22 protein-coding genes and 1 pseudogene are annotated in these 22,399 nt (G+C 68.3%); 13 read left to right on the forward strand and 10 right to left on the reverse strand.

Features of this window, described 5'->3' with window-relative positions; genetic code table 11:
- Positions 1-44 precede the first annotated feature (44 nt).
- The 4 genes from pdhA to hisC are packed head-to-tail and all read left to right on the forward strand — an operon-like array spanning position 45 to position 4,749.
- On the forward strand, positions 45-1,151 hold the full coding sequence (gene pdhA, locus ACFCZF_RS33910) for a pyruvate dehydrogenase (acetyl-transferring) E1 component subunit alpha (RefSeq protein WP_376674897.1): 1,107 nt from the start codon (positions 45-47) through the stop codon (positions 1,149-1,151).
- Positions 1,152-1,153: 2 nt separating this feature from the next.
- On the forward strand, positions 1,154-2,170 hold the full coding sequence (locus ACFCZF_RS33915) for an alpha-ketoacid dehydrogenase subunit beta (protein ID WP_376674898.1): 1,017 nt from the start codon (positions 1,154-1,156) through the stop codon (positions 2,168-2,170).
- Positions 2,164-3,519, forward strand: coding sequence for a dihydrolipoamide acetyltransferase family protein (locus ACFCZF_RS33920; protein WP_376674918.1), 1,356 nt, complete (start codon positions 2,164-2,166; stop codon positions 3,517-3,519). Before ACFCZF_RS33915 ends, ACFCZF_RS33920 begins: the two co-directional genes overlap by 7 nt.
- 60 nt (positions 3,520-3,579) lie before the next feature.
- Positions 3,580-4,749 carry a histidinol-phosphate transaminase gene (hisC, locus tag ACFCZF_RS33925; protein WP_376674899.1) on the forward strand — a complete coding sequence of 390 codons (1,170 nt, stop codon included), beginning with the start codon at positions 3,580-3,582 and terminating at the stop codon, positions 4,747-4,749.
- A 248-nt stretch (positions 4,750-4,997) separates the two neighbouring features.
- On the opposite strand, the gene ACFCZF_RS33930 is transcribed toward hisC, so the two are convergent.
- From ACFCZF_RS33930 to ACFCZF_RS33950, 5 genes are all read right to left on the reverse strand, one after another.
- On the reverse strand, positions 4,998-6,626 hold the full coding sequence (locus ACFCZF_RS33930) for an alpha/beta hydrolase (protein ID WP_376674900.1): 1,629 nt from the start codon (positions 6,624-6,626) through the stop codon (positions 4,998-5,000).
- Positions 6,627-6,968: 342 nt separating this feature from the next.
- Positions 6,969-7,277, reverse strand: a complete 309-nt coding sequence (locus ACFCZF_RS33935; protein ID WP_376674901.1) for a hypothetical protein — start codon at positions 7,275-7,277, stop codon at positions 6,969-6,971.
- The gene (locus ACFCZF_RS33940; protein WP_376674902.1) at positions 7,238-7,861 is read right to left on the reverse strand and encodes a transposase family protein; all 624 of its coding nucleotides are present in this window, start codon (positions 7,859-7,861) and stop codon (positions 7,238-7,240) included. The genes ACFCZF_RS33935 and ACFCZF_RS33940 overlap by 40 nt, the downstream gene beginning before the upstream one ends.
- A gap of 220 nt (positions 7,862-8,081) precedes the next feature.
- Positions 8,082-8,378, reverse strand: a complete 297-nt coding sequence (locus tag ACFCZF_RS33945; RefSeq protein ID WP_376674903.1) for a putative quinol monooxygenase — start codon at positions 8,376-8,378, stop codon at positions 8,082-8,084.
- A gap of 70 nt (positions 8,379-8,448) precedes the next feature.
- Entirely contained in the window at positions 8,449-9,159 is a 711-nt protein-coding gene (locus tag ACFCZF_RS33950) for an SDR family oxidoreductase (RefSeq protein ID WP_376674904.1), read from the reverse strand.
- Between the two features lie 131 nt (positions 9,160-9,290).
- On the opposite strand from ACFCZF_RS33950, the gene ACFCZF_RS33955 reads away from it, so the two are divergent.
- The gene (locus ACFCZF_RS33955) at positions 9,291-9,647 is read left to right on the forward strand and encodes a MerR family transcriptional regulator (RefSeq protein ID WP_376674905.1); all 357 of its coding nucleotides are present in this window, start codon (positions 9,291-9,293) and stop codon (positions 9,645-9,647) included.
- 442 nt (positions 9,648-10,089) lie between these two features.
- On the opposite strand, the gene ACFCZF_RS33960 is transcribed toward ACFCZF_RS33955, so the two are convergent.
- A complete protein-coding gene (locus ACFCZF_RS33960) occupies positions 10,090-11,319 on the reverse strand; it encodes an acyl-CoA dehydrogenase family protein (RefSeq protein WP_376674906.1) in 1,230 nt (409 codons plus the stop codon).
- 185 nt (positions 11,320-11,504) lie between these two features.
- On the opposite strand from ACFCZF_RS33960, the gene ACFCZF_RS33965 reads away from it, so the two are divergent.
- The gene (locus tag ACFCZF_RS33965) at positions 11,505-12,704 is read left to right on the forward strand and encodes an acetyl-CoA C-acyltransferase (protein ID WP_376674907.1); all 1,200 of its coding nucleotides are present in this window, start codon (positions 11,505-11,507) and stop codon (positions 12,702-12,704) included.
- A 45-nt stretch (positions 12,705-12,749) separates the two neighbouring features.
- Here the strand turns inward: ACFCZF_RS33965 and ACFCZF_RS33970 are convergent, their stop codons facing one another.
- Entirely contained in the window at positions 12,750-13,973 is a 1,224-nt protein-coding gene (locus tag ACFCZF_RS33970; protein WP_376674908.1) for a serine hydrolase domain-containing protein, read from the reverse strand.
- A 144-nt stretch (positions 13,974-14,117) separates the two neighbouring features.
- Here ACFCZF_RS33970 and ACFCZF_RS33975 point away from each other — a divergent pair, with 144 nt between their 5' ends.
- Both ACFCZF_RS33975 and ACFCZF_RS33980 read left to right on the forward strand, forming a co-directional pair.
- Positions 14,118-15,629 carry an AMP-binding protein gene (locus ACFCZF_RS33975; protein WP_376674909.1) on the forward strand — a complete coding sequence of 504 codons (1,512 nt, stop codon included), beginning with the start codon at positions 14,118-14,120 and terminating at the stop codon, positions 15,627-15,629.
- Positions 15,630-15,657: 28 nt separating this feature from the next.
- Entirely contained in the window at positions 15,658-16,251 is a 594-nt protein-coding gene (locus ACFCZF_RS33980; protein WP_376674910.1) for a QsdR family transcriptional regulator, read from the forward strand.
- Between the two features lie 98 nt (positions 16,252-16,349).
- Here ACFCZF_RS33980 and ACFCZF_RS33985 read toward each other — a convergent pair whose 3' ends face one another.
- Complete coding sequence (locus ACFCZF_RS33985) at positions 16,350-17,117, reverse strand: SDR family oxidoreductase (RefSeq protein WP_376674911.1); 768 nt, start codon at positions 17,115-17,117, stop codon at positions 16,350-16,352.
- 284 nt (positions 17,118-17,401) lie between these two features.
- Between ACFCZF_RS33985 and ACFCZF_RS33990 the strand changes: the two are divergent.
- The 5 genes and pseudogenes from ACFCZF_RS33990 to ACFCZF_RS34010 all read left to right on the forward strand — a co-directional run.
- A pseudogene (locus ACFCZF_RS33990) lies at positions 17,402-17,560 on the forward strand (phosphotransferase); the annotation flags it as partial.
- Positions 17,548-18,270: a phosphotransferase family protein gene (locus tag ACFCZF_RS33995; RefSeq protein ID WP_376674912.1), complete on the forward strand. Its 723-nt coding sequence runs from the start codon at positions 17,548-17,550 to the stop codon at positions 18,268-18,270. The pseudogene ACFCZF_RS33990 and the gene ACFCZF_RS33995, both read left to right, overlap by 13 nt.
- 49 nt (positions 18,271-18,319) lie before the next feature.
- Positions 18,320-19,129 carry an enoyl-CoA hydratase-related protein gene (locus ACFCZF_RS34000; RefSeq protein WP_376674913.1) on the forward strand — a complete coding sequence of 270 codons (810 nt, stop codon included), beginning with the start codon at positions 18,320-18,322 and terminating at the stop codon, positions 19,127-19,129.
- A gap of 44 nt (positions 19,130-19,173) precedes the next feature.
- Positions 19,174-19,803, forward strand: coding sequence for an HAD family hydrolase (locus tag ACFCZF_RS34005; protein WP_376674914.1), 630 nt, complete (start codon positions 19,174-19,176; stop codon positions 19,801-19,803).
- 524 nt (positions 19,804-20,327) lie between these two features.
- Positions 20,328-21,107 (forward strand): hypothetical protein, encoded by a 780-nt coding sequence (locus ACFCZF_RS34010; protein ID WP_376674915.1) that lies wholly within the window; start codon positions 20,328-20,330, stop codon positions 21,105-21,107.
- A 19-nt stretch (positions 21,108-21,126) separates the two neighbouring features.
- Here the strand turns inward: ACFCZF_RS34010 and ACFCZF_RS34015 are convergent, their stop codons facing one another.
- Together ACFCZF_RS34015 and ACFCZF_RS34020 are read right to left on the reverse strand one after the other, a co-directional pair.
- Complete coding sequence (locus ACFCZF_RS34015; protein ID WP_376674916.1) at positions 21,127-21,909, reverse strand: enoyl-CoA hydratase/isomerase family protein; 783 nt, start codon at positions 21,907-21,909, stop codon at positions 21,127-21,129.
- Between the two features lie 75 nt (positions 21,910-21,984).
- Positions 21,985-22,399: acyl-CoA dehydrogenase family protein (locus ACFCZF_RS34020; protein ID WP_376674917.1), on the reverse strand; the 415-nt coding region annotated here is incomplete at its 5' end.

A 22,399-nucleotide genomic window follows, 5' to 3' on the forward strand; every position in this document is an offset into this window, starting at 1 on the left:
GCGAGTATTCACGTACTCAATGTCCCCAGAAAGTGAGCGTCACGATGTCCGTGAGGGCTCTTCGCAAGGTGGTCGACGGCCTGCTGCCGTCCCTTTCCCCGGTGCGTTTCGTGGCTGAGGACGGCACCGCCGTGAAGCCCCCGGCCGGCTACACCCGCCCGCCGGACGAACTGCTGCGAGAGGCATGGCGCCGAATGGTGATCGGGCGGCGCTTCGACACGCAGGCCACCGCACTGACCAAGCAAGGCCGACTCGCGGTCTATCCCTCCAGTCGCGGCCAGGAAGCCTGCCAGATCGCAGGTGTCCTCGCGCTCCAGGAGCAGGACTGGCTCTTTCCCACGTACCGCGATTCCGTCGCCCTGGTCGCGCGTGGCCTGGACCCGATGGAGGTGCTCACCCTGCTGCGGGGCGGGTGGCACTGCGGGTACGACCCGGCCGCGGTGCGGGTGGCCCCGCAGTGCACTCCGCTGGCCACTCAGACCATCCACGCCGTCGGCATGGCCGAGGCCCTGCGCCGCAAGGGCGAGGACGGCGTGGCGATGGCGTTCATCGGCGACGGCGGAACCAGCGAGGGCGACTTCCACGAGGCACTGAACTACGCGGCCGTACTGCGCGCGCCGGTGGTGTTCTTCGTGCAGAACAACAAGTACGCCATCTCCGTGCCGCTGGCCCGGCAGAGTGCGGCGCCGGCGCTGGCCTACAAGGGCATCGGGTACGGGATGCGCTCCGAGCAAGTCGACGGCAACGACCTGCTGGCGGTGCTGTCCGTGCTGAGCGCGGCCGTCGAACACGCCCGTTCGGGGCAGGGCCCGTTCCTGGTGGAGGCGCACACCTACCGGATGGACGCACACACGAACGCGGACGACGCCACCCGCTACCGCCAGGCCGATGAGGTCGAGACGTGGGAGGCTGCCGACCCACTGACCCGCCTGGAGACCTACCTGCACGACCAGGGCGTGATCACCGAGACGGACGTCGAGGCCGTCCGGGAAGAGGCCGAGGCATCGGCCGCGGCCCTGCGCGAAGCGATGAACGCCGACGTAAGCACGGACCCGCTTGAGCTGTTCGCGCACGTTTTCGCCTCGCCCACTTCCCAGCTACGGGAACAACGCGCGCTGCTGGTGTCCGAGATCGAAGCCCAGGAGAACTGACCATGACCGCGGTAACGATGGCGCAGGCACTGAACGCCGCCCTGAGGGACGCGCTGCGCGAGGACGAGCGGGTGCTGGTCTTCGGTGAGGACGTCGGCCCCCTCGGCGGTGTCTTCCGCATCACCGACCAACTGACCGAGGAGTTCGGCGACGAGCGGTGTTTCGACACCCCGCTGGCCGAGGCCGGCATCGTGGGCCTGGCCGTCGGTATGGCCATGGGCGGTTTCAGGCCGGTCGTGGAAATGCAGTTCGACGCCTTCGCGTACCCCGCGTTCGAGCAGATCGCCTCCCACGTGGCCAAGTTGCGCAACCGCACCCGCGGGCAACTCGCCCTGCCCATGGTGATCCGTATTCCCTATGCGGGCGGCATCGGCGGTGTGGAGCACCACTGCGATTCCAGTGAGGCGTACTACGCGCACACCCCCGGCCTGAAGGTCGTCACACCCGCCACCGCGGAGGACGCCTACTGGCTGCTGCGTGACGCGATCGCCGACCCCGACCCCGTGGTCTTCATGGAGCCGAAGCGGCTGTACTGGGCCAAGCAGGAGACCGACCTCGCCGCCCGCCTGGCACAGCCGTTCGGCCGGGCTGTCGTGCGCCGAGAGGGAACCGACGCGACGCTGGTCGCCTACGGCCCCAGCGTGCCCGTCGCCCTGGAGGCGGCCGAGACCGCCGCGAGCGAGGGACGCAGTCTGGAGGTCGTCGATCTGCGGACCCTGGTCCCCTTCGACGACGAGACCGTCACCGCGTCGGTGCGGCGCACCGGCCGCTGCGTCGTCGTCCACGAGGCGCAGGGCTTCGCCGGAATCGGCAGTGAGATCGCCGCCCGGGTACAGGAGCGCTGCTTCCACTCGCTGGCCGCCCCCGTGCTGCGGGTCACGGGGTTCGACATCCCCTACCCCCCGCCCAAGCTCGAGCACGCGCATCTACCCGGCGTGGACCGTGTGCTGGACGCGGTGGACCGCCTGCAGTTCGACGACGAGCCCGACCTCGTCCACCTGGCCCGGGAGGCATCGTGACCGGCATCGATCGTGAGCAGGTCTTCTGTCTCCCCGATCTCGGGGAGGGTCTGACCGACGCCGAGATCACCGACTGGAAGGTGGCCGTCGGCGACACCGTCGCCGTCGACCAGATCGTCGTCGAGGTCGAAACGGCGAAGGCCGCCGTCGAGGTGCCCATTCCGTACGCCGGCACCGTGCTCACACTCCACGCCGACGCCGGCTCCTCACTGCCCGTGGGCGCTCCGCTCATCTCCGTCGCAGCACCGCAATCGCACGAACCCGCAGCGCCCGCGAACGACGGTTCGGACACGGCCCCGGCGGCAGAGGACCCGGCAGCGACCCGCTACCGCGAGGAGGAACAGGGCGGCTCCGGCAGCGTCCTCATCGGATACGGCACCGGCCATGGTCCCACGGTCCGTCGCCGCCGCCGCATCAACGCTCGCCCCTCGGCGGAGGCAGCTCCCGTCCTGCCGCAAGCGTCGGCCGCGACCGGAGAAGCGCCACGGGCGATATCCCCACTGGTGCGCAAACTGGCCCGTGACCACGGACTGGACATCACCACGCTACCGACGAGCGGGCCGCACGGCGTGGCCCGGCGCCACGACGTGGAGCAGGCCATCGCCCGCTTCGCTCGCCCCGCCTCCCAGGACATGCCGACCACTGCGGTCACGGACGACGCCGAGCGGATCCCGCTGCGCGGACTGCGACGCGCGGTGGCCGACAAGCTCTCCCGCAGCCGCACCGAAATCCCCGACGCCACCACCTGGGTCGACGTGGACGCCACCGGCCTGCTGGAAGCCAAGAACACGATGCGGGCAGCCCACCCCGACCTCGGAATCGGACTGCTCGCCGTACTCGCCCGGATATGCGTCGCCGGCCTGAAGCGCTTCCCCGAACTGAACTCCAGTGTCGACACCACAGCCGGCGAGATCGTCCGCTACCCGCACATCAACCTCGGCTTCGCGGCGCAGACCGAGCGCGGCCTGGTCGTCCCCGTCCTGCGTGACGCACACCGTATGAACACCGCACAGATCGCCGCAGAACTCGCCCGGCTGACCGGCCTGGCACGAACGGGCGCCCTGCCCCCCGACGCCCTCACCGGCGGAACGTTCACCCTCAACAACTACGGCGTCTTCGGCGTTGACGGGTCCACCCCCATCATCAACCACCCCGAAGCCGCTCTCCTGGGCGTCGGCCGCATCATCGACAAACCCTGGGCAGTGGACGGAGCCCTGGCTGTCCGCAAGGTCACTCAGCTGTCGCTGACCTTCGACCACCGCGTCTGCGACGGCGGCGCGGCCGGAGGCTTCCTGCGTTACATCGCCGACTGCGTCGAACGGCCCGCCACGTTGCTCACCGACCTGTGACCGCGATCCGGGGACACGTTGGACGGCGCATCAACCCATCGCACAGAACGGATCCTGGGCATGAGCACTGACGCGCCAGGCCAACGACAGAGCCCACCGGCCCGAAGGCCGTCACCCAGGCTGCGCACCGCACTGGACGACGTTCCCACCTACACGCCCGGCCGCCCCGCCGCCTCCGGCGCCGTGCCCGGCTGGAAGCTTTCCTCGAACGAGAATCCCTTCCCACCACTGCCCGGCGTGCTGCAAGCCGTGGCAGCCGCTTCCGAACGGCTGCAACGCTACCCGGACATGGCGTGCGGCGCCCTGACCGACGAACTCGCCACCCGACTGAACGTCCCAGCCGCCCACATAGCCCTGGGCACCGGTTCCAGCGGGCTGCTACAGCAGCTCCTGCAGATCACCACCGAGCCAGGCGACGAGGTCGTCCTCCCCTGGCGGTCCTTCGAGTCCTATCCCATCGTCACCCGTCTCACCGGTGCACGGCCGATCCAGGTCCCCCTCACCACCGACGAGGCGCACGACCTGGACGCCATGGCCGAGGCCGTCACCCACCGCACCCGACTGGTCCTGGTATGCACGCCGAACAATCCCACCGGCCGTGCACTGCACCGCGACAAACTCGAACGATTCCTGGACCGAGTACCCACCGACGTGCTGGTGGCCGTCGACGAGGCCTACGTGGAGTTCGTCCGGGATCCGGCCTGTGCCGACGCCGTGCAGCTGTACCGGCACCGGCCGAACGTCGTCGTGCTGCGGACCTTCTCCAAAGCCTACGGTCTGGCCGGGTTGCGGGTCGGATACGCTGTCGCCCACCAGCCAGTCGCCACCGCACTGCGGAAAGCGGCCGTCCCGTTCGGTGTGTCCACCGTCGCCCACGACGCCGCGATTGCCTCGCTGCAACGCACGGACGAGCTCAAGGCGCGCGTGGAGCACCTCGTCGCCGAACGCACGCGCGTGCGTGCTGATCTGCTGGGACAGGGCTGGACGGTGCCGGACAGTCAGGCCAACTTCGTCTGGCTGCGCCTGGGCAGGCACACCGACGCGTTCACCACAGCGTGCCAGCAAGCCGGGGTGGCGATCCGCCCGTACGGCGAGGAGGGCGTACGCATCACGATCGGTGAACGCCAGGCCAACGACATCGTGTTGACCGTGGCGGACGCCTTCCGCCGGAACCTGCCGGACACTGCCCCACCCCTCCGGCCTCGTCGTGTGCCCGGCACACCGCGATAGCGCACGCGCGCTCCGTCCTGGGCACCGCCCTTCCTGCCTGCCTGCGGTTGGACCGGTCGCCCAGCTCAACTCTGGTGCACTTCGGTCCGTGCGCCGGCTGGAGGTCGATAGCGTGGGTGATCGGTCGTGTCCGGACTACCCGGCCGGACACGACCGGTGCCGGCCTCGGCCCAGCGGATGGGAGACCAGGCTCCGGGCTGTCTGACCGAGAAGGGTGCCGACGGCTGGTGCTCTCTTCTCTGTTCAGCTCAGAAGGGCTGCTGATCTTGTGCGCATCGGGTGCCGGGAGGCGGCAGAGCCTTACCGGTGAGGTAGTCGTCGATGTAGTCGTCGGCGCACGAGCTCTTGTTCAGCAACGCGGTGTGCCCGCTGCCGTCGACCGTCAGCAGCCGGGCGTTGGCCAGTTCCCGCGACATCGCCAGTGAGTTGGCGTATGGGGTGTTCGGGTCAAGTGTGTTGCCGATGAGCAGCAGGGGCGCGGTCTCCTTGTCGAACGGACCGGTGTAGCGGTCGCGGTCGGTCACCGGCCAGTGCGCGCAGGGCTCAGCCGTCCAGGCCCACAGCGAGCCGAACCCGTGGGGTGCCAGCCGGTCGGCAACTCTGGCCTGGTACTGGTAGCTCAGTGGGTTGCGGGGGTTCGGGCTGTCCGAGCAGAGGACGCCGTAGGTTCCCGCGGGCGCTCCGGGGGTCGCGGCGCCGAGCAGAGTCGGCCACCCCCCAGGTGCCGGCGGTCCGTCCGTCGTCCCGAGCGTCGTGGTGGCGCCGGAGGTTGTGGCCACCCACAGAGTCTGAAGCAGACCGGCCAGGCCCTTCCATCCGGTGCCGGGCACGCCAGGTACCGGATCCTGTTGCGCGAGGGAGAAGCCGACGGTGGTCACGGTGGAGGCGTAGGTGAACGTCTGGCCTCCGATGTCGACCGGGGCGGCACGCAGCCGATCGAGCAGCGTTCGGTATTTCACCAGCGTGGCCGAGGGACGCCCGGCAGTGAAGGCGCACCGTCCGGTGCCTGCCTGGCCGCAACGGTTGAGGAACTGCCGCAAGGCCGCCTCCGTCCCCGCGTGTGAGTTCAAGCGGAGGAACGTGCCGTGCGTGGCGCCGGCCCGCTCGTCGTTCCACTGCGAGGGAGGGACGTTGGCGTCGAGGACCATGACCCGTACGCGGGACGGGAAGAGGTTGGCGTAGGTCGCGCCGAGATACGTGCCGTACGACGTGCCGTAGTAGCTGATGCGGTCTTCCCCCAGCTCACCGCGGAGGCGGTCCATGTCGCGGGCCACGTTCGCGGTGGACATGTGGCTGATGACCGGCCCGCCATGCTCCTCGCACGCTTCGCCGTATCGGGCATAGGCACTGATCCACTTCTGCCGTTCCTCGGGTCCCACGGGGAAGCCCGCGGGCGTTCGGGAGAGCAGGGCCGCTTCCTCGGCCGGATCGGCAAAGCATGTCAGGGGCGTACTCCGCCCGGTGCCTCGGGGGTCGAAGCTGACGATGTCGAACCGCGCTCTCGTCTCAGCCGGGAACAGCGAGTAGGCGGACATCAGTGCGTCGATACCCGACGCTCCCGGACCACCGGGATTGAAGACGAGTGAGCCGATGCGGCGCGCTGGGTCCGCGGCCGGGCGGCGGATCAGGGCCACGTCGATCCGGCCGCCGTCCAGAGCTCGGTAGTCGAGGGGGACCTCGAAGGTCCCACACTCGAAGGCCGCATCCGACGCGCACGGCGCCCAGGCGATTTCCTGCCCCTGTCCCGCGGCGTCGGCCCGAGGCGCCGAGACTGCCCCGAGCAGTAGTGCGATCACCGCAGCGACGGCGATACGTGTCTTCGACGAAGTTAACAGCACGCTGCTTCCTCCCCTTCGATTCACTTGAACTGTCGCCACGCGGGAACGCAGGTCAACGCGCCCCGCCAGGTGCCAGCAGGGCAGCGAAGGAAGATACGTGCGTGCGGCGACAGCTCGGCGAGTGCACCGCTGAACGTTCACCCGCCTCATGGGTGGCGTCAGCATGACGGACAGGGAAGATTCAATCAATGCTGAAAGTTCATTGGTATCTGATCCATACGGATTCTGTCGGCAGAGCGAGCCGGGCTGCGGCTGGAAGGCCGGCCGGGCGCGCCCTCGCCGGGTTGCAAGGAAAGATCGAGCGCGCACAGTGACAACGGGCACCCGGCGCGCGCCGGGAAGGCGGAGCGTGGGACGTTGCGACCGTCTCCGTCGCCCGCCCTATGAGATGGCCTTCCGAGCGGCGGCCGGATCCCGCATCGCAATGTCTTGTTCGAGCAGAGCGTGAACGGCCTGGTGCTGTTCGCGAACCCGGTCGGACAGGCGGCCGGTGGTCCGCGGCCCTGCGGGAGCCAAGCCGAGGCCCAGCTCTTCCAGGGCTTTGGCCGCCGCGGCAGTGGTGGTGTCCTGGGGCTCGCGGAGCAGGGCACGGTGCTGGACGACGGTCTTCTCGACGGCCTCGGCGTAGGCGCTGGAACGGTCCCTGCAGATCACCTCGACGCCGGGATGCCCGGCGAGCCACCGGGCCACGGTCGCAGTGGTGCGGTCTGGCAGCAGGTCGACGGCTGACGGGTCTCGATGTCGAGCAGGATGATGCCGTAGTTGTGCCCCGTGCGCAGCGCGAAGTCGTCGATTCCGAGTACCCGCGGTGTCGAGGTGGCGGGGTCCTGCAGGCGGCGGATCAGCCGTACCAGGGTCGAGCGGCTTACCTTGGCCGCCAGCGCGTGGGCCAGGCGGGAACCGGCCCGGCCGGCCAGCATCACCGCAACCCGCTCGAGCACCGTCTGCAGCCCGGCGCTGCGTCTGCCGTGCCGGAATGTCAGTCCGTCGACCTGCTCGGCGAACGTCGCCTGCAGGCAGCTCTGTTGAGAGCAGCGGAACCGCCGGACCCGTAACTCGATCAGTGCCGGACGGCCGCCCACCGCGCTGTCGGCAAGTCGGCGCACATACCGGCTGTGCACCCGGGCCGACGCCGTTCCACACGCCGGACACGCAGCCCGTGCCGCAGCCGTGCGGGCCCGCACGACCACCAACTCGTCGTCGGACACGACGCCTTCGATCACAACACCTTCAACCCGGTGGAACCACAGGTCCTGGAGGAGTACATCAGCCACGGCCGTTCATGATCGCGGTTGTGGTGACTTTCCGTGGCTTCAGCACTGAAAGTGATCCAGAACCAGTTTGGGTTCTGGCTCACTTCCGGGCCGCCTGGCTGCGTACGCATCCCGGCGTCGAGGTAGGCGGAGCGGACCGAGCCCCGGTCTACAGCCCGGCCGCCGGTTCGGAGACAGCATCCTCTGAGCTGAGGCCGGGCGTCCGCCGACGTCGGCTGGATCACGCGATGCGGGCCACCCGGGTTCCGTGTCCTTCGCCGGCGAGGAGCGGCATCATCGTCTGGAACATGGTGGTGAGGTGTTCGCTGGCCAAGTGGGCATCGAGTGATGCCTGGTCGCGCCATTCCTCGATGAGGATGATGTGGCTGTCGTCGTCCAGGTCGCGCAGGAGTTCGTAGCGCAGGCAGCCGTCTTCGGCGCGGGTGCGTTCGACGACGCTTTCGATGAGGGAGCGGACCTGGTCGGCCTTGCCTTCGGCGGCGTTGCTCTCAGCGATGATCATGACGGTGTCGTTCATGGTTCTTCTCTCTTGGGTTTCGGTGTGATGGTGCTGGCCGCAGGTGGAGTGGCGTGCGTTCAGGGTGAGGTCAGGTGGCGAGCAGCTGCTGGTAGAAGTCGGCGGGGTCGTTGGCCAGGGATGCTTTGACGTGGGCGCTCCACTGGTCGACGACGACCTCGATGAGGTTCTTCTCGACGCCGTCGAGTGCGGCACGGGCGACGGCGGCGGGGTCGGTGAGGGGGCCGTCGTAGTCGGCGCCGGCCATGATGTCGGTGTCGGCCGCTCCAAGGACGACGCCCGTGACGAGCGTGTTCTGGGCGGCCAGCTCCAGGCGGATGCCGTTGGTCATGCTCCACTCCGCCGCCTTGGCCACCGCATAGGCGTTGCTGCCGTCGTAGGAGAACCACGACAGGGCCGACAGGACGTTCACGATCGCGCCTCCGGCGTTGGCGGCCAGGACGGGGGCGAAGGCGCGGACCATGTTGAGGGTGCCCCACAGGTGCGTGTCCATCTCGCGCCGGATGTCGTCGAGCTCGCTGCCCAGGAGGTTGGTGCCCGTGGAGATCCCGGCGTTGTTCACCAGCAGATCGACGTCGGTGGCCGCCGCTGCGGCGGCCTCGATCGAGGCCGGGTCGGTGATGTCGAGCTGCAGGACTTCCACGCCCGGCAGGTCGATACTGCCGGGGCGCCGGGCAGTCGCGTAGACCTTCGCGCCCCGCTCGGCAAGCTGCGCGGCGAAGTGACGTCCGATCCCGCGGTTCGCGCCGGTCACCAGCGCTGTCGCTCCGGAGACGTTCATACAGGTGTCCTTTCGATGCGGCCGGAAGCAGGTCAGGCCGGCCCGTGAATCCCGCGTGTACTTCGGCGGTATTGCTAGGCTAAAACCTGACGTCAACGTGAGGTGCAAGCGGAAGGGAAGTGATCTGGGTCATGCGTATCGGACAGCTCGCCAAGCGCTCGGGAGTCAGCGTGCGCGCCTTGCGCTACTACGAGGAGCAGGAACTTCTGGAGTCGACACGGACGCCCGGCGGGCAGCGCGACTACTCCGAGGACGCCCTGGACCGCGTCCAGCTCATTCAGGATCTTTTCGCCGCCGGCCTCTCCAGCCGGACCGTCGTCGAGTTGCTGCCGTGCGTGAGCACCGGCACCGCGACTCCCGACATGCTCGGCCAGCTCACCACCGAGCGGGACCGCATCGCCGAGCGCATCCAGGACTTGTCCCGAGCGAAAAGCAAACTCGACCGCGTGATCGAAGACATCATCGCAGCGGGTGTCGTCAAGGCATGACGGTGCTCTCCGCTGTGCCGGTTCGCCCGCCGGCGTTGTAACGGTCCTTCCTGTCGCGCCAGGGCCTCACCACCGGGCCGGCGTGTATCCCATCTGAGCGGCTGCGAGTCTGGCGTCCGCATCGTAAGGACGCACGAGTGCGAGACGCACGGGCGCGACGCCAGAGATTGCCCGCCTGGAGATCATCGGCGACGGGCGGTCTCAAGGTGAGCCCCTGGCGATGGCTCGCAGCGCTCCACGCTCCCACCGGGTGCCCGCGAACAGCTACGCCGACCTCGGCCAAGTAGGACCTGGGGTCGGCGTAGCTGTGCGACGGAGGTGCCGAACTCAGCCACCACCGCAGACCTGGGCAACGCTGATCACCGACGCCCCGGACGATTCCGTACGGCCGGTCCCACTTGTCGAAGGGCGCTTTGTCCGGAGGTGCTGCGGTGTGGGTGTGTCAGCGTGAGGTGAGGGCGAAGTCGGGGTCGCGGCGGCGGAGTTCGGCTGCGGCGATGGTGCGCTTGTGCACTTCGTCCGGGCCGTCGGCGATCCGCAGGTGCCGCTGGTGGACGTACATCTCGGCGAGGGGGGTGTCGTTGGACATGCCGGCCGCTCCGAAGACCTGGATAGCGCGGTCGATGATCCGGGCGGCGATGGTGGGGGCGGCGACCTTGATGGCGGCGATCTCGACGCGTGCTCCCTTGTTGCCCACGGTGTCCATCAGCCAGGCCGCCTTCATTGTCAGCAGGCGGGCCATTTCCAGGTCGATGCGTGACTCGGCGATCCAGTCCTGGATGTTGCTGCGCAGTGCCAGCGGTTGCCCGAAGGTGGTGCGGGTCTGCGCACGGTCGATCATCAGGTCCAGGGCGCGTTCGGCCATGCCGATGGACCGCATGCAGTGGTGGATGCGGCCGGGGCCCAGTCGCGCCTGGCTGATGAGGAACCCGTCGCCTTCGCCCGAGATGATGTTGTCGGCGGGCACCCGTGCGTTCTCGAAGAGGATCTCGGCGTGGCCTTCGCGATCCATGTAGCCGAAGGTGGGCAGGGATCGCACCAGGGTCACGCCGGGGGTGTCGACGGGGACGAGCATCATGCTCTGCTGGCGGTGCTTGGGCCCGGTCGGGTCGGTCTTGCCCATCACGATGAGGATCTGGCACATCGGGTGCATCGCGTTGGACGCCCACCACTTGCGGCCGTTGAGAACGTATGCGTCGCCGTCGCGGATCATGCTCAGTTCGATGTTCGTGGCGTCGGAGCTCGCGACGGCCGGCTCTGTCATGGCGAACGCAGAGGCGATCTCACCGTCGAGCAGCGGCCGCAGCCACTTCTCCTTCTGCTCGGGTGTGCCAAAGCGGGCCAGCACCTCGATGTTGCCGGTGTCCGGCGCGTTGCAGTTGGTCGCCTCCGGGGCCAGGTGAGCGCTGCGTCCCATGATCTCGGCGAGGGGGGCGTACTCGACGTTGGTGAGCCCGGCGCCGAGATCTGACTCGGGAAGGAACAGGTTCCACAGCCCTTGCCGGTGCGCTTCCGCCTTGAGGTCCTCAACCACGGCCGGGTGGTGGAACAGGTCGCCGGATGACTTCATCTGCTCCTCGCTCACAGCCTCGGCGGGATAGACGAACTCGTCCATGAAGATCTGCAGCCGCTTTTGGTAGTCCGATGCGCGTTCGGAGGGGCGAATGTCCATGGGGTTCCTCGCGATGTCCGCGGCTCGGTCTCGCCGCTGTGTGGTCAGGAGCGCCCGGACCGAGCGCTGCTTCCGCCCGTCGGACTCGCCCGAGGCTAGAACAATCACCACGCGCGTGCAACGTTATGAGAAATGTTGCATCATTGGCGACGGCGACACGCCATGGGCCAACGAGGGGACAACTGATGAGCAGAGCAGCGATCGTGGCGACGGCCCGGACGCCGATCGGGAAGGCGTATCGAGGAGCGTTCAACAACACGCAGGGTCAGGAGCTGGCGGCGCATGCCATCTCCCACGCGCTGGACGTGGCCGGAATCGAGGCCGCGCTGGTGGAGGATGTGGTACTGGGTTGTGCCGTGCCGGAGGGCACGACGGGGTTCAATGTCGCTCGCCAGGCCGCGCTGCGGGCCGGTATGCCGACGAGCGTGCCGGGGATGACGGTCGACCGGCAGTGCTCGTCGGGACTCATGGCGATCGCGATCGCCGCCCAGCGCCTCCTTGTCGACGGGCTCAAGGTCGCTGTCGGGGGAGGCGTGGAGTCGATCTCCCTGGTCCAGAACGAGCACAACAACCGCTACCGGGCGGTCGATCCGTGGCTGGACGAGCGGGTCGCCGGCTTGTACTACCCGATGGTGCGGACCGCCGAGATCGTCGCCTTGCGGTACGGGATCAGTCGGGAGCGCCAGGACGAGACGGGCGCGGAGTCCCATCGCCGTGCCGCGGCAGCGCAGGATTCCGGGCTGATGGACGCGGAGATCGCGCCCATGACGGTGGTGAAGATCGAGAGGGACCGCGAGTCGGGCGAGTCCCGCGAGGTGGAGATCACGATCACCCAGGACGAAGGGCTGCGCCGCGCTACGACACCGGAGGGACTGGCCGCGCTGCGGACCGTGCTGTCGCCTGACGAGGCGGGCGGCGCTCCGTCGGTGACGGCCGGCAACGCATCCCAGCTGTCGGACGGCGCCTCGGCCTCGATCCTCATGGACAGCGACTACGCAGCCGCCCTGGGCCTGGAGCCGCTGGGCTACTACTGCGGGCTGGCCGTCACCGGGTGCGATCCCGAGGAGATGGGAGTGGGGCCCGTTGCCGCCGTTCCGAAGCTGCTGGAGCGGCACGGGCTCACAGTCGGCGACATCGGCGTGTGGGAGCTCAATGAGGCTTTCGCGTCCCAGGCGGTCTACTGCCGGGACGCCCTGGAGATCGATCCCGAGAAGTGCAACGTCAACGGCGGCGCGATCGCGCTCGGCCACCCCTACGGCATGACAGGCGCCCGGGCCGTGGGGCACGCCCTGTTGGAGGCACGACGTCGCGGCGAGCAATTCGCCGTCGTGTCGATGTGCATTGGCGGCGGCATGGGCGCCGCCGGCCTCTTCGAGCTTGCCTGAACGCCAGGGGCGGTCCGCCCGCACCTGGTCGGGCCGCCCCGCCGCTCACCCCAGAGCCTGGTAGATGGCCGTGACGTACTCGGCCGAGCGCTCCGACCCGATGACTCCGGCCGACATCTGGTTCATGACGTAGGAGATCGTCAGGCCGCGATCGGGATGCATGACGGTCAGCGATCCACCCCAACCGCCCCAGAAACACGTACGCCCTTGGTCGATGTAGGGCAGCGACTGCGGCTCGGACCGTGCGTAGCCGATGCCCCACCGCATGGGGAGCCCCAGGACCAGGTCGACGCCGTGCGCTTGCTCCTCGAAGATCAGATCGATGGTCGACGGGCGGAGCAGACGCACTCCGCCGACCGAACCGCCGGCGGAGACGGCCGACAGGATCCGGCTGAGAGATCGGGCGTTGCCGTGCCCGTTGACGGCCCCGAGTTCCGCGCGCCGCCATGCGCGCGTGTTGGCCGTCGCCGCGTCGATGAGAGGGCGGGCGAAAGTCTTGACCATGATGTCGTCGGGGTCGGCCGCAGCAAAGTCGAAGGCGTACGGCGGTGGCGGGATGATCTCGGCGACCCTCGCGTCGTCATCAGGGCGCACACCGATCTGGAAATCAGCGCCCAGCGGGGCAGCGATCTCCGTCCGGATGAACTCGGTCAGCGACAGTCCCGAGACGCGCCGCACCAGCTCCCCGATGAGATGGCCCTGACTGTTGGAGTGGTACCCAGAAGCCGTACCGGGCGGCCACCACGGGACCTGGCGTGCCAGCCGGGCCGTGGCACCTGGCAGGTCGTACAGATCCTCCGTCACCACGGGCCCGTCCCAGCCCGAGAGACCGGAGGTGTGCGACATCAGATGACGCACCTCGATGTGGCTCTTGCCCTGGGCGGCGAACTCCGGCCAGTAGCGTGCAACAGGGGCATGGACGTCGAGCAGTCCGCGGTCCGCGAGCATCAGCGCGGCCAGATTGGTGACCATCTTCGTCGACGACCAAACGTTGACAATCGTGTCCCGCGTCCACTCCATCGTCTTCGCCGCATCCCGGTGGCCGCCCCACAGATCCAGGACCGACTCTCCCCGAAGGTCAACCGCAAGCGAAACACCTACCTCTTTCCCGTAGGCGATGTTCTCGTTGAGAAGCTCTCTCACTTCCTCGAGCCGCGCGTCGCATTCTCCGTCGACTACATCTGGCATGGCTGAACTCCCTGGCGTGAACGGCGAGAGACCACTGACCTGCCCTTTCACAGCACGCGAGAGCACTGTGACGCGGGTCACGATGCAACGTATGGTCGAATGTTGCAAGCGTCAATAGCCTGGACACGTCCCCGCGACAATCACATGAACACTGCGCGGACACTCCGCCGCCGTCCGCTCCCAAGCGAGCGCCCGGCCCTCGCCGCGCCGAAGGAGAAACCTGCCATGGTGAGCCTGCTGGACCCCGTCCGCCTCCGCGCCGATGCAGCCCCCGGGAGCGTCGCCGTCAGGGACGCCGGCGAGCACGTCAGCTACGAAGGGCTCCTCGAATCGAGCCTGCGTTTCGCCTCGATCCTCGACGCCCAGGGCGTCGCAGCCGGGGAGCGGGTCGTTCTCATCGCACCGTCGGTGCCGGCCTACGTCGTGGCCTACCTAGGCATCCAGGCAGCGGGCTGTGTCGTCGTGCCGATGAACACCATGTCGACGAGCGAAGAAGTCAGTTACGTCGTGCGCGACGCGCAGGCCTCACTGATCATCGCCTGGCACGAGGCGTCCGTATCCGCCCGGAAAGCGGCGGATACGCACCGGCTGCCTGTCGTCACTCTCGTGCATGGCATGTGGGAGGATCTGCCGCTCGCGCCCCCCACCGATCGGGACCCCGACGACACCGCGGCGATCTTGTACACGTCGGGCACCACCGGTCGCCCCAAGGGCGCCGAACTCACGGTCGCGAACATCTTGTCCGCCGCCCAGATCTCGGTGGAGTGCAGCCATGGAACAGCGGACGACCGGATCGGCACCGGGCTGCCGCTGTTCCACATCTTCGGCCAGATCTCGGTGATGATGGCCTCGCTCACCGCAGGGAGCTCCCTGTGCCTGGTGGCGCCCTTCAGCCCCGAGGCCATGATCGACGCCATCCGCACGCACCGGCTCACCATCGTCGCCGGCGTACCGACCATGTGGAACGCCATGCTGCGTTCATCCAGGGGCGAGGAAGGGAGCGGATTCGGCAGTATCCGTCTCGCTGTCTCCGGCGGCGCCCCGCTCCCCACGCCGGTGGCCCACGCGTTCGAGAGCCGTTTCGGGTGCGAGCTGCTCGAAGGGTACGGGCTGACCGAGACGACCTCCCAGGGAACCTTCAACGACCAGGGAGGAATCAGGAAGTCAGGCTCGGCGGGTCGGCCGGTGCCCCGGACGTCGGTGGAGGTCCGTTGCGAGAAGGGGTTGCCTCTCGGTCCGGGAGATGTCGGCGAGATTCACATCAGCGGCCCCTCGGTCATGAAGGGGTACTGGCGGCGCCCCGAAGCGACCGCGCAGGCCCTGAGCGATGGCTGGCTGCGGACAGGCGACCTCGGCATGGTCGACCAGGACGGTGATCTCTTCATCGTCGACCGCCTTAAGGACCTGATCATCCGGGGCGGGTACAACGTCTACCCCGGCGAGGTCGAGGAGATCCTCTACGAGCACCCGCACATCGTCGAGGCGGCCGTCGTCGGCGTACCGGACGAGCACTACGGCCAGGAGGTCGCCGCCGCGATCGTCCTGGACCAGTCGGCGTCCGTCACCGGGCCCGAGATCACCGAGTGGGCACGCGAGAGGATGTCAGCCTACAAGATCCCGCGTCTCGTCAGGTTTGTCGAGTCCCTGCCCAAAGGGCCCAGCGGGAAGATTCTGAAGCGGACCATCGACACCGACCGGTTCCGGCAGCCGGCTTCCCCGCCGGAGCAGGCGCCATGACGTACCGGCCCCTCCCTATACTCCGGTTGTGACTGCGAAACAAGAGGCGGGAAGACCGGTGGCGCGGCCCGGCGCACGCGAGGCGTTCAGCCTCGCCCTGAAGAAGTTCGTCAACGGTGACCGCCTGGACATGCAGGATCTCGCCGCCGAGCTCGGCGTGGACCGTACGACACTCTTCCGGTGGGTGGGCAATCGCGACACCCTGGTCGTCAACATCCTCACGACGCTGGCCGACCCCACCATCAAGAAGGCCGCCGAGGCGGCGAACGGCAGCGGAGGCGCTCGCGTCGCGCGGATCGCCGAGATCTACGCGCAGAAGATCATCGATGCCTCGTACTACCGGGCGTTCATGCAGCGCGAGCCGGAACGCTCACTGCGCCTGACCACCACCAAGGCCAGCCCGCTGCAGCAGCACATCGTGGAGAACTTCCAGAACCTGCTGCAGCAGGAGCGGGAGGGCGGGCACGAGTTCCCGCCGATGGACCTGCACGACCTGGCCTACCTCATCGTGCGGATCATCGAGTCCTTCATCTACGCCGACATCATCACCGGCGAGGAACCGGACTCCACCAAGGTCGGTGCGGCGATCGCCGCTCTCCTGACCACGTCCCCGGCCCGGTAGAAGACTCCACGCCCACGACCGGGGCGTACACAGAACCAGGACGGGTACGAAGACCACACCACAGCTCCTCGTACCCGCCGGGCCCGCGCGGGGCCTCGCTATGCGATGGAGGCTCCGCCGTCGACGATGACGGTGGATCCCAGCACGTAGTCGCCCGCGCGGGAGGCCAGGTAGATCGCCGCGGCGGCCATGTCCTCCGGCTCGCCGATGCGCCGGGACGGAATGTAGCCGATCACCTCCTCGGCGTGGTCCCGGGCGGCACGGTTCATCTCGGAGGCGAAAGCGCCCGGCGCGATGGCGCTGACGACGATCCCGCTCTTGACGAGTTCGAGCGCCATCCTCCGCGTCAGGTGGATCACACCGGCCTTGCTCGCGTGGTACGAGTAGGTCTCGCCCGGGTTGAGCGCGATCCCGTCCACCGACGCGATGTTGATGACCTTCGCAAGGTACGCGCCGGCCGACCGCACCAGGAACGGCTTCAGTGCCTGGGTCAGGAAGAACAGACCCTTGACGTTGAGGTCCATCACCTTGTCCCAGCCGGACTCGGGGAACTCGTCGAACGGGGCGGCCCACGCTGCGCCCGCGTTGTTCACCAGCACGTCCAGAGCCGACTCGCGCTCCGCGTACCTGGCCACGAGCTCATTGTTCCCCCGCACACTCGACACGTCGCCGGGGAGTGAATGGCACTCCCCCAGCTCCGAGAGCTCCCGGGCTGCGGCGTCGCACGCCTCCGCCTTGCGGGCGGTGATGTAGACGCGGGCCCCCTGAGCCAGAAAGCCCTCGGCGATCATCCTGCCGATGCCGCGGGAGCCGCCGGTGACCAGGGCGGTGCGGCCCTCCAGTGAGAACAAGCCAGTGGTGTCCATGTCGAACTTCCTGTTCGGTTACCTAGCAAGGTTGCAACATTCGCTGATATGTTGCAGGAAGGTACCGCCTCGACGATCGCGCCCACAACCCCCGCTGTTGATCTCTCGGAAGGCCCGAGCATGCCCGTCGCCCGCCCAGCGTCTCCGCAGCCCGTCGATACCGACTGGGCCACCGACTGGCTCGCCTCCTGTGGCCTGCAGGTCTCCCCTCCCCTCGCGGCCCGGCGCATCGGTGCGGGCCTTTCCAACCTGACGTACCGGATCGAGGACCGCGCCGGCCGCACCTGGTCCTGCGCCGACCGCCGTCGGGAACGCTCCTGGCCTCGGCCCACGACGTCCTGCGCGAAGCCCGCATCATCGACGCACTCTCGGGCAGCGCCGTGCCCGTCCCGCGCATCCACGGGACCAGGCACGACGCCGCCGGTGTGTCATGGGTGCTGATGGAACACCTCAACGGCGTGGTCATCGACGACATGGACACAGCCGCACGGACCCCGATCGCGAACGCGCCTCGATCGGACTGGACATGGCCGCCACTCTCGGACGCGTCCACGCCGTCGACCTCGAAGAAGCGCGCCTTCAGGACCTCGCCAGCCACGAGCCCTACGCCCCGCGCCAGCTGAAGCGCTGGAACCGCCAGTGGCAGGCGTCCAGAACCGGCGAACTTCCAGCGCTCGACAGCCTCACCCGGCGACTGGAACGGGCCATGCCCGCCCGAGAGGAAACGACCCTCGTGCACGGCGATTTCCACATCAAGAACGTCATCACCGACCACGGCGCGATCGTCGGCGTCCTCGACTGGGAACTCAGCACACTGGGAAACCCGCTGGCCGATGTCGGCACCCTGCTGGCCTACTGGCCCGCACACGGCGAATCGGAGATCAGCGACAGGACCTCCGCCTCCACCCTGCCCGGATTCCCCAGCCGGACCGCACTGGTCGACCAGTACGCGACCACCACCGGACGAGACACCTCAGATGTGGGCTTCTGGCACGTCCTGGGCCTGTGGAAGATCGCGATCATCGCCGAAGGGGTACTACGCCGCTCCCTCGACACCCCCGCCGACCGCGCGCGCACCGGCATCCCCACACGCGACGTCATCACCTCGCTCGTCAGCTACGCCCACGCCATCGCTGACGACGCCTCCCTCTGAACTTCCCGTGACCACCGGGGCGAAACCGCATCCGAAAGGGCAGAGCACCATGTCGCAGACTTCACCACTTCCGAACGAGGACCTTGTTCTCTCGCAGCGGCACGGGGCCGTCCTGCTGCTGACGTTCAACCGCCCGGACAAGCTCAACGCGTGGAACAACGACCTTGAGAACCGCTACTTCGCCCTGCTCGACGAAGCCGAGGCGGACCCGGACGTGCGGGCCATCGTCGTCACCGGGGCCGGCCGGGGATTCTGCGCGGGCGCGGACATGACCGACCTCCAGCGCGTGGACGAACTCGACGACTCCGGCCTTCCGGCCCGCCCCCGCCCTCGCGAATTCCCCCTCACCATCCGCAAGCCCATGGTGGCCGCAGTCAACGGGGCCGCCGCCGGACTCGGACTCGTCGAGGCCCTGTTCTGCGACATCCGCTTCTCCACATCCGACGCCAAGTTCACCACCGCCTTCGCCCGCAGAGGGCTCATCGCCGAGTACGGCGCCGCGTGGATCCTGCCTCGCCTCGTGGGCCCCAGCCGCGCGCTCGACCTGCTGCTGTCCGCCCGCGTGGTGCGCGGGGACGAGGCGCTGGCCATCGGACTGGTCGACCGCGTTGTGCCCGCGCAAAACCTCGTGGACGCTGCTGTCGCCTACGCGCAAGAGCTGGCAGAACTCAGCTCCCCCTGGGCGATGAGCGTCATCAAACAGCAGGTCCACAGCTCCTTGGACACCGACTTCGCGACAGCCGTGGCCCGCGCCGATGACCTCATGCAGGAATCCCTCCTGGGCCCGGACGTCGTCGAAGGCGTGACGAGCTACCTCGAGGGCCGCAAGCCCCGACTCCCCGGGCTGGCCGCGCGATGACCCGCCACCACGCCGCCCCAACCCTGCGGACCTTTCGCCAAGCAGTGCTGATCGACTTCGGCGGCGTCCTCACGACGAGCGTGCTCGATGCGTTCCGGGCCTTCGGCGAGGAAGAATGCCATGACCGCGATCTGCCCCTGCGCCTCCTCACCGAGGACGAACGGTCACGCAAACTGCTGAGCGCCCACGAAGAAGGCCACCTCAGCACCGAGGAGTTCGAGACCGGCTTCGCAGCCCGGCTCGAACTGCACGGCGCGACAGTGGAACCTCGGGATCTGGTGGCACGCATCCAGAAACGGCTGCGCCGGAACGAATCGATGGTCACCCTCGTCAACATTGTGAGAGCTCACGGCATCCGCGTCGGCCTGATCTCAAACTCCTTCGGCTCCGACACCTACGCCGGCTGGGACCTCGACTCACTGTTCGACAGCGTCACCATCTCCCGCCGGGAAGGAGTCCGCAAACCCTCGCGCCGCCTCTACCAAACAGCCTGCGACCGGCTGGGCTGCCACCCGACTGAGGCCGTCATGATCGACGATCTGAAGCAGAACATCGTCGCGGCAGAGCGTCTGGGGATGGCCGGCATCACCCATCGTGATACCGCAACCACCACCGCCGAGCTCGCCCAGCACCTCGGCCGACCACAAGCCGAATTCATGCCTGCCTCGCGCTGAACGGCTCTCGCGCGGCCGCCCTGGGTAGACCCATCTGCCCAGGCTGGGGTCGGCAGAGATACGACAGCGGCCGTGAGGACGAGGAGATCCAGGCGCACACCGAGGTCCCCATCGCCGCTCGCCGCTCGCCGCCCTGAACGGCACTGGCATCTTCGAGGTACGCCACCGAGGTAGCTGTGTCTGCTGAACAACGGCTCGCGCCTCTACGCCGACATGCTCCGCCCCGCGGAGGACGGCGACTACTCGGTGATCATGAGTTGCGGTATGTACGGCAAGGCCCCAGCTCCTGCCGCATCCCGGTTCCGTGGACGCGGGCGCGTCTCAAGACTGACTGCCGCGGGCCTCTCGCTCGTTCTCGGGGCCGCAGATGAAGCAGTCGATGACGCTGGCGGGAACTTGTCGCCGCTGCACATCCTGGTATGCGAGCACGAACCCGCTGAAGCCCTGCAACTGCTGGCCGCGGACGAGACGGACCTGTCCCTGACCTACGACTACGACCTGGCCCGGCCGATCCCGATCCCGCGGTGCACAGCACCGCACTGTGGACAGCCCCGTTGGGCCTGGGCGTCCCCGCCCAAGCCGATGTGCCCGAGACGACGGACACGCTGAGAGTCTTCGCCCGCTTCCGTGCGCACGACTGGATCGTCAACTCCCGCAACACCGCCGACGAAACGGTCCGGACGCTGGTCTCGATGGCCGGGTTCACATTCCGCAGCACCCACCAGGCCGACAGCCTCGACCTGGTACAGGGCGTGATCACCGCAGGGCTCGGCGTGGGACTGCTGCCGGTCGGCACGCCGACCTTCCCTCAGGTCCGCCTGATGCCGCTCACAGGCTTCAGGTGGCCTTGCGGGCCGACGCCATCGCCCGCCACGGCCGCCTCACCTGGCTTCCACTCGCTCTGGTCACCGATCTGCTCGCTCGACGCAGGTGACCGCAGCCGGCAACATCCCTGCCACGCCACCGCGAAAGCCTGCCAGCTAGCCTGCCACCTGGGGTGTTGCACTCACCCGCCCGGGCCACCGGTGCGGCAACCGACAGCAAGGAGATCGGTCATGACGAGTACGGCCCGCGCGAGCGTGCAGCATGTGCGGGCGGGAGACCCAGTCGGAGGCCGTCGGGTGCCTCACCCCCGTGGTGTGCGGACCGCGTTGCTGACACGCCGAGGAAGGAAGGCACCGATGGGCTCGACGACGCTGGCGACCACGTCTCTCTCCTCCTTGATCTCGCTGTCGCGGCGAAGCAGATCATCGAATGCTTGTCGGAGCCGACCTCACCTTGCCACCAACCCGATAACAAGGTAGGCAAGGCGCGGTGAGGGCGTCAGAGGTATTGCGGTCGGCGCTTGTTCAGGAACGCGGCGATTCCTTCGGCGGCCTCTTCGGCCGCGGCCGCGTGGCGGACCGCCAGGCTTTCCTGTCTGAGAGCGGCCTCGGCGTCGGCGATGGCCCTGTTCCTGATGAGGTGCTTGGTGGCAGCCATGGCTTCGGCCGGTCCGGCCCGCAGGACCGTGACGACTTCCTTGACGGCGTCGGCGAAGTCTTCGGCGGGAGCGACTCGCGCCACCAGGCCGAGTTCCTGTGCTTGGGCGGCCGTCAGGATCGGGTTCATCAGGGCCTGGTACAGCGTTCGGTGCAGACCGAGTGTCGAGGTGAGCAGGGTCGTTCCCCCGTTCGGGGTCAGACCGATCTTCGTGTAGCCGAGCGTGAAGCGGGCGCGCTCGCTCGCCACCAGGATGTCGGCGGCCGCCGCCAACGGCATGCCGGCACCTGCGGCGACGCCGTCGACGGCCGCGACGACGACGGCGTCCATGCGGATCAGTTCACTCACCACCCGGTGCAGGGCTTCGGCCAGGTCGTCGATGTAGGTGCGACGATCCGGTACTCGGTCGAACTCGCGTATGTCCCCGCCCACGCACCACGAACGCTCGTCACCCGAGAGTACGAGGACCTTGGCGCCCGCATCCGCCGCATATCTCACCGCATCGAGCAGTTCCGCGGCGCTCTGCAGCGTCAGGGAGTTCCCCGACGCGGGGCGGCTCATCGTCACGTACACGCATCCGGGCTCGGTCCTGACCACGAGCCCGTCGAACTTCGGGCACTGCATACACGCACTCCCTGGTGCTGAAAGGACGACTGGAGACAGCCGGCGAAGACCCCGCAGGGTCGCGCGGCCTTCGGCTTACGGCTCGCGCGGAAGACCGAGCGCGCGCTCCGCGAGAAGGTTGCGCAGCACCTCGGAGGTGCCACCCGCGATCGTGGCCATCCGGCACTGGAGGAACAGGTTGACCCCGGCCTCAGCCGTTCCGTCCGCGAAGGCGGCTTCTTCGGCGAGAAGCTCGAACGCGTAGTCGCCGACCTGGTGGGCGTGCTCCGCCACGACGAGCTTCGCGATACTTCCCTCGATCCCGGCCGGCCGGCCCTGAACGGCACGGAAGGCCGAGCGCTGGACCAGCGCCTTGACCCCCTCCGAAGACAGCGCCAGTTCCCCTACCTTGCGGACTAGTTGTACTGCCCAGCCAGGTTGGTCGAGTTTGTGCGACGACACGGTCTGAATCTGTAGGACGGCGAAGGCCTCCGGTTGTGGAGTGGAGCTG

Source organism: Streptomyces sp. NPDC056296, from assembly GCF_042268605.1.
In the GTDB taxonomy this organism is placed as follows: Bacteria; Actinomycetota; Actinomycetes; order Streptomycetales; family Streptomycetaceae; genus Streptomyces.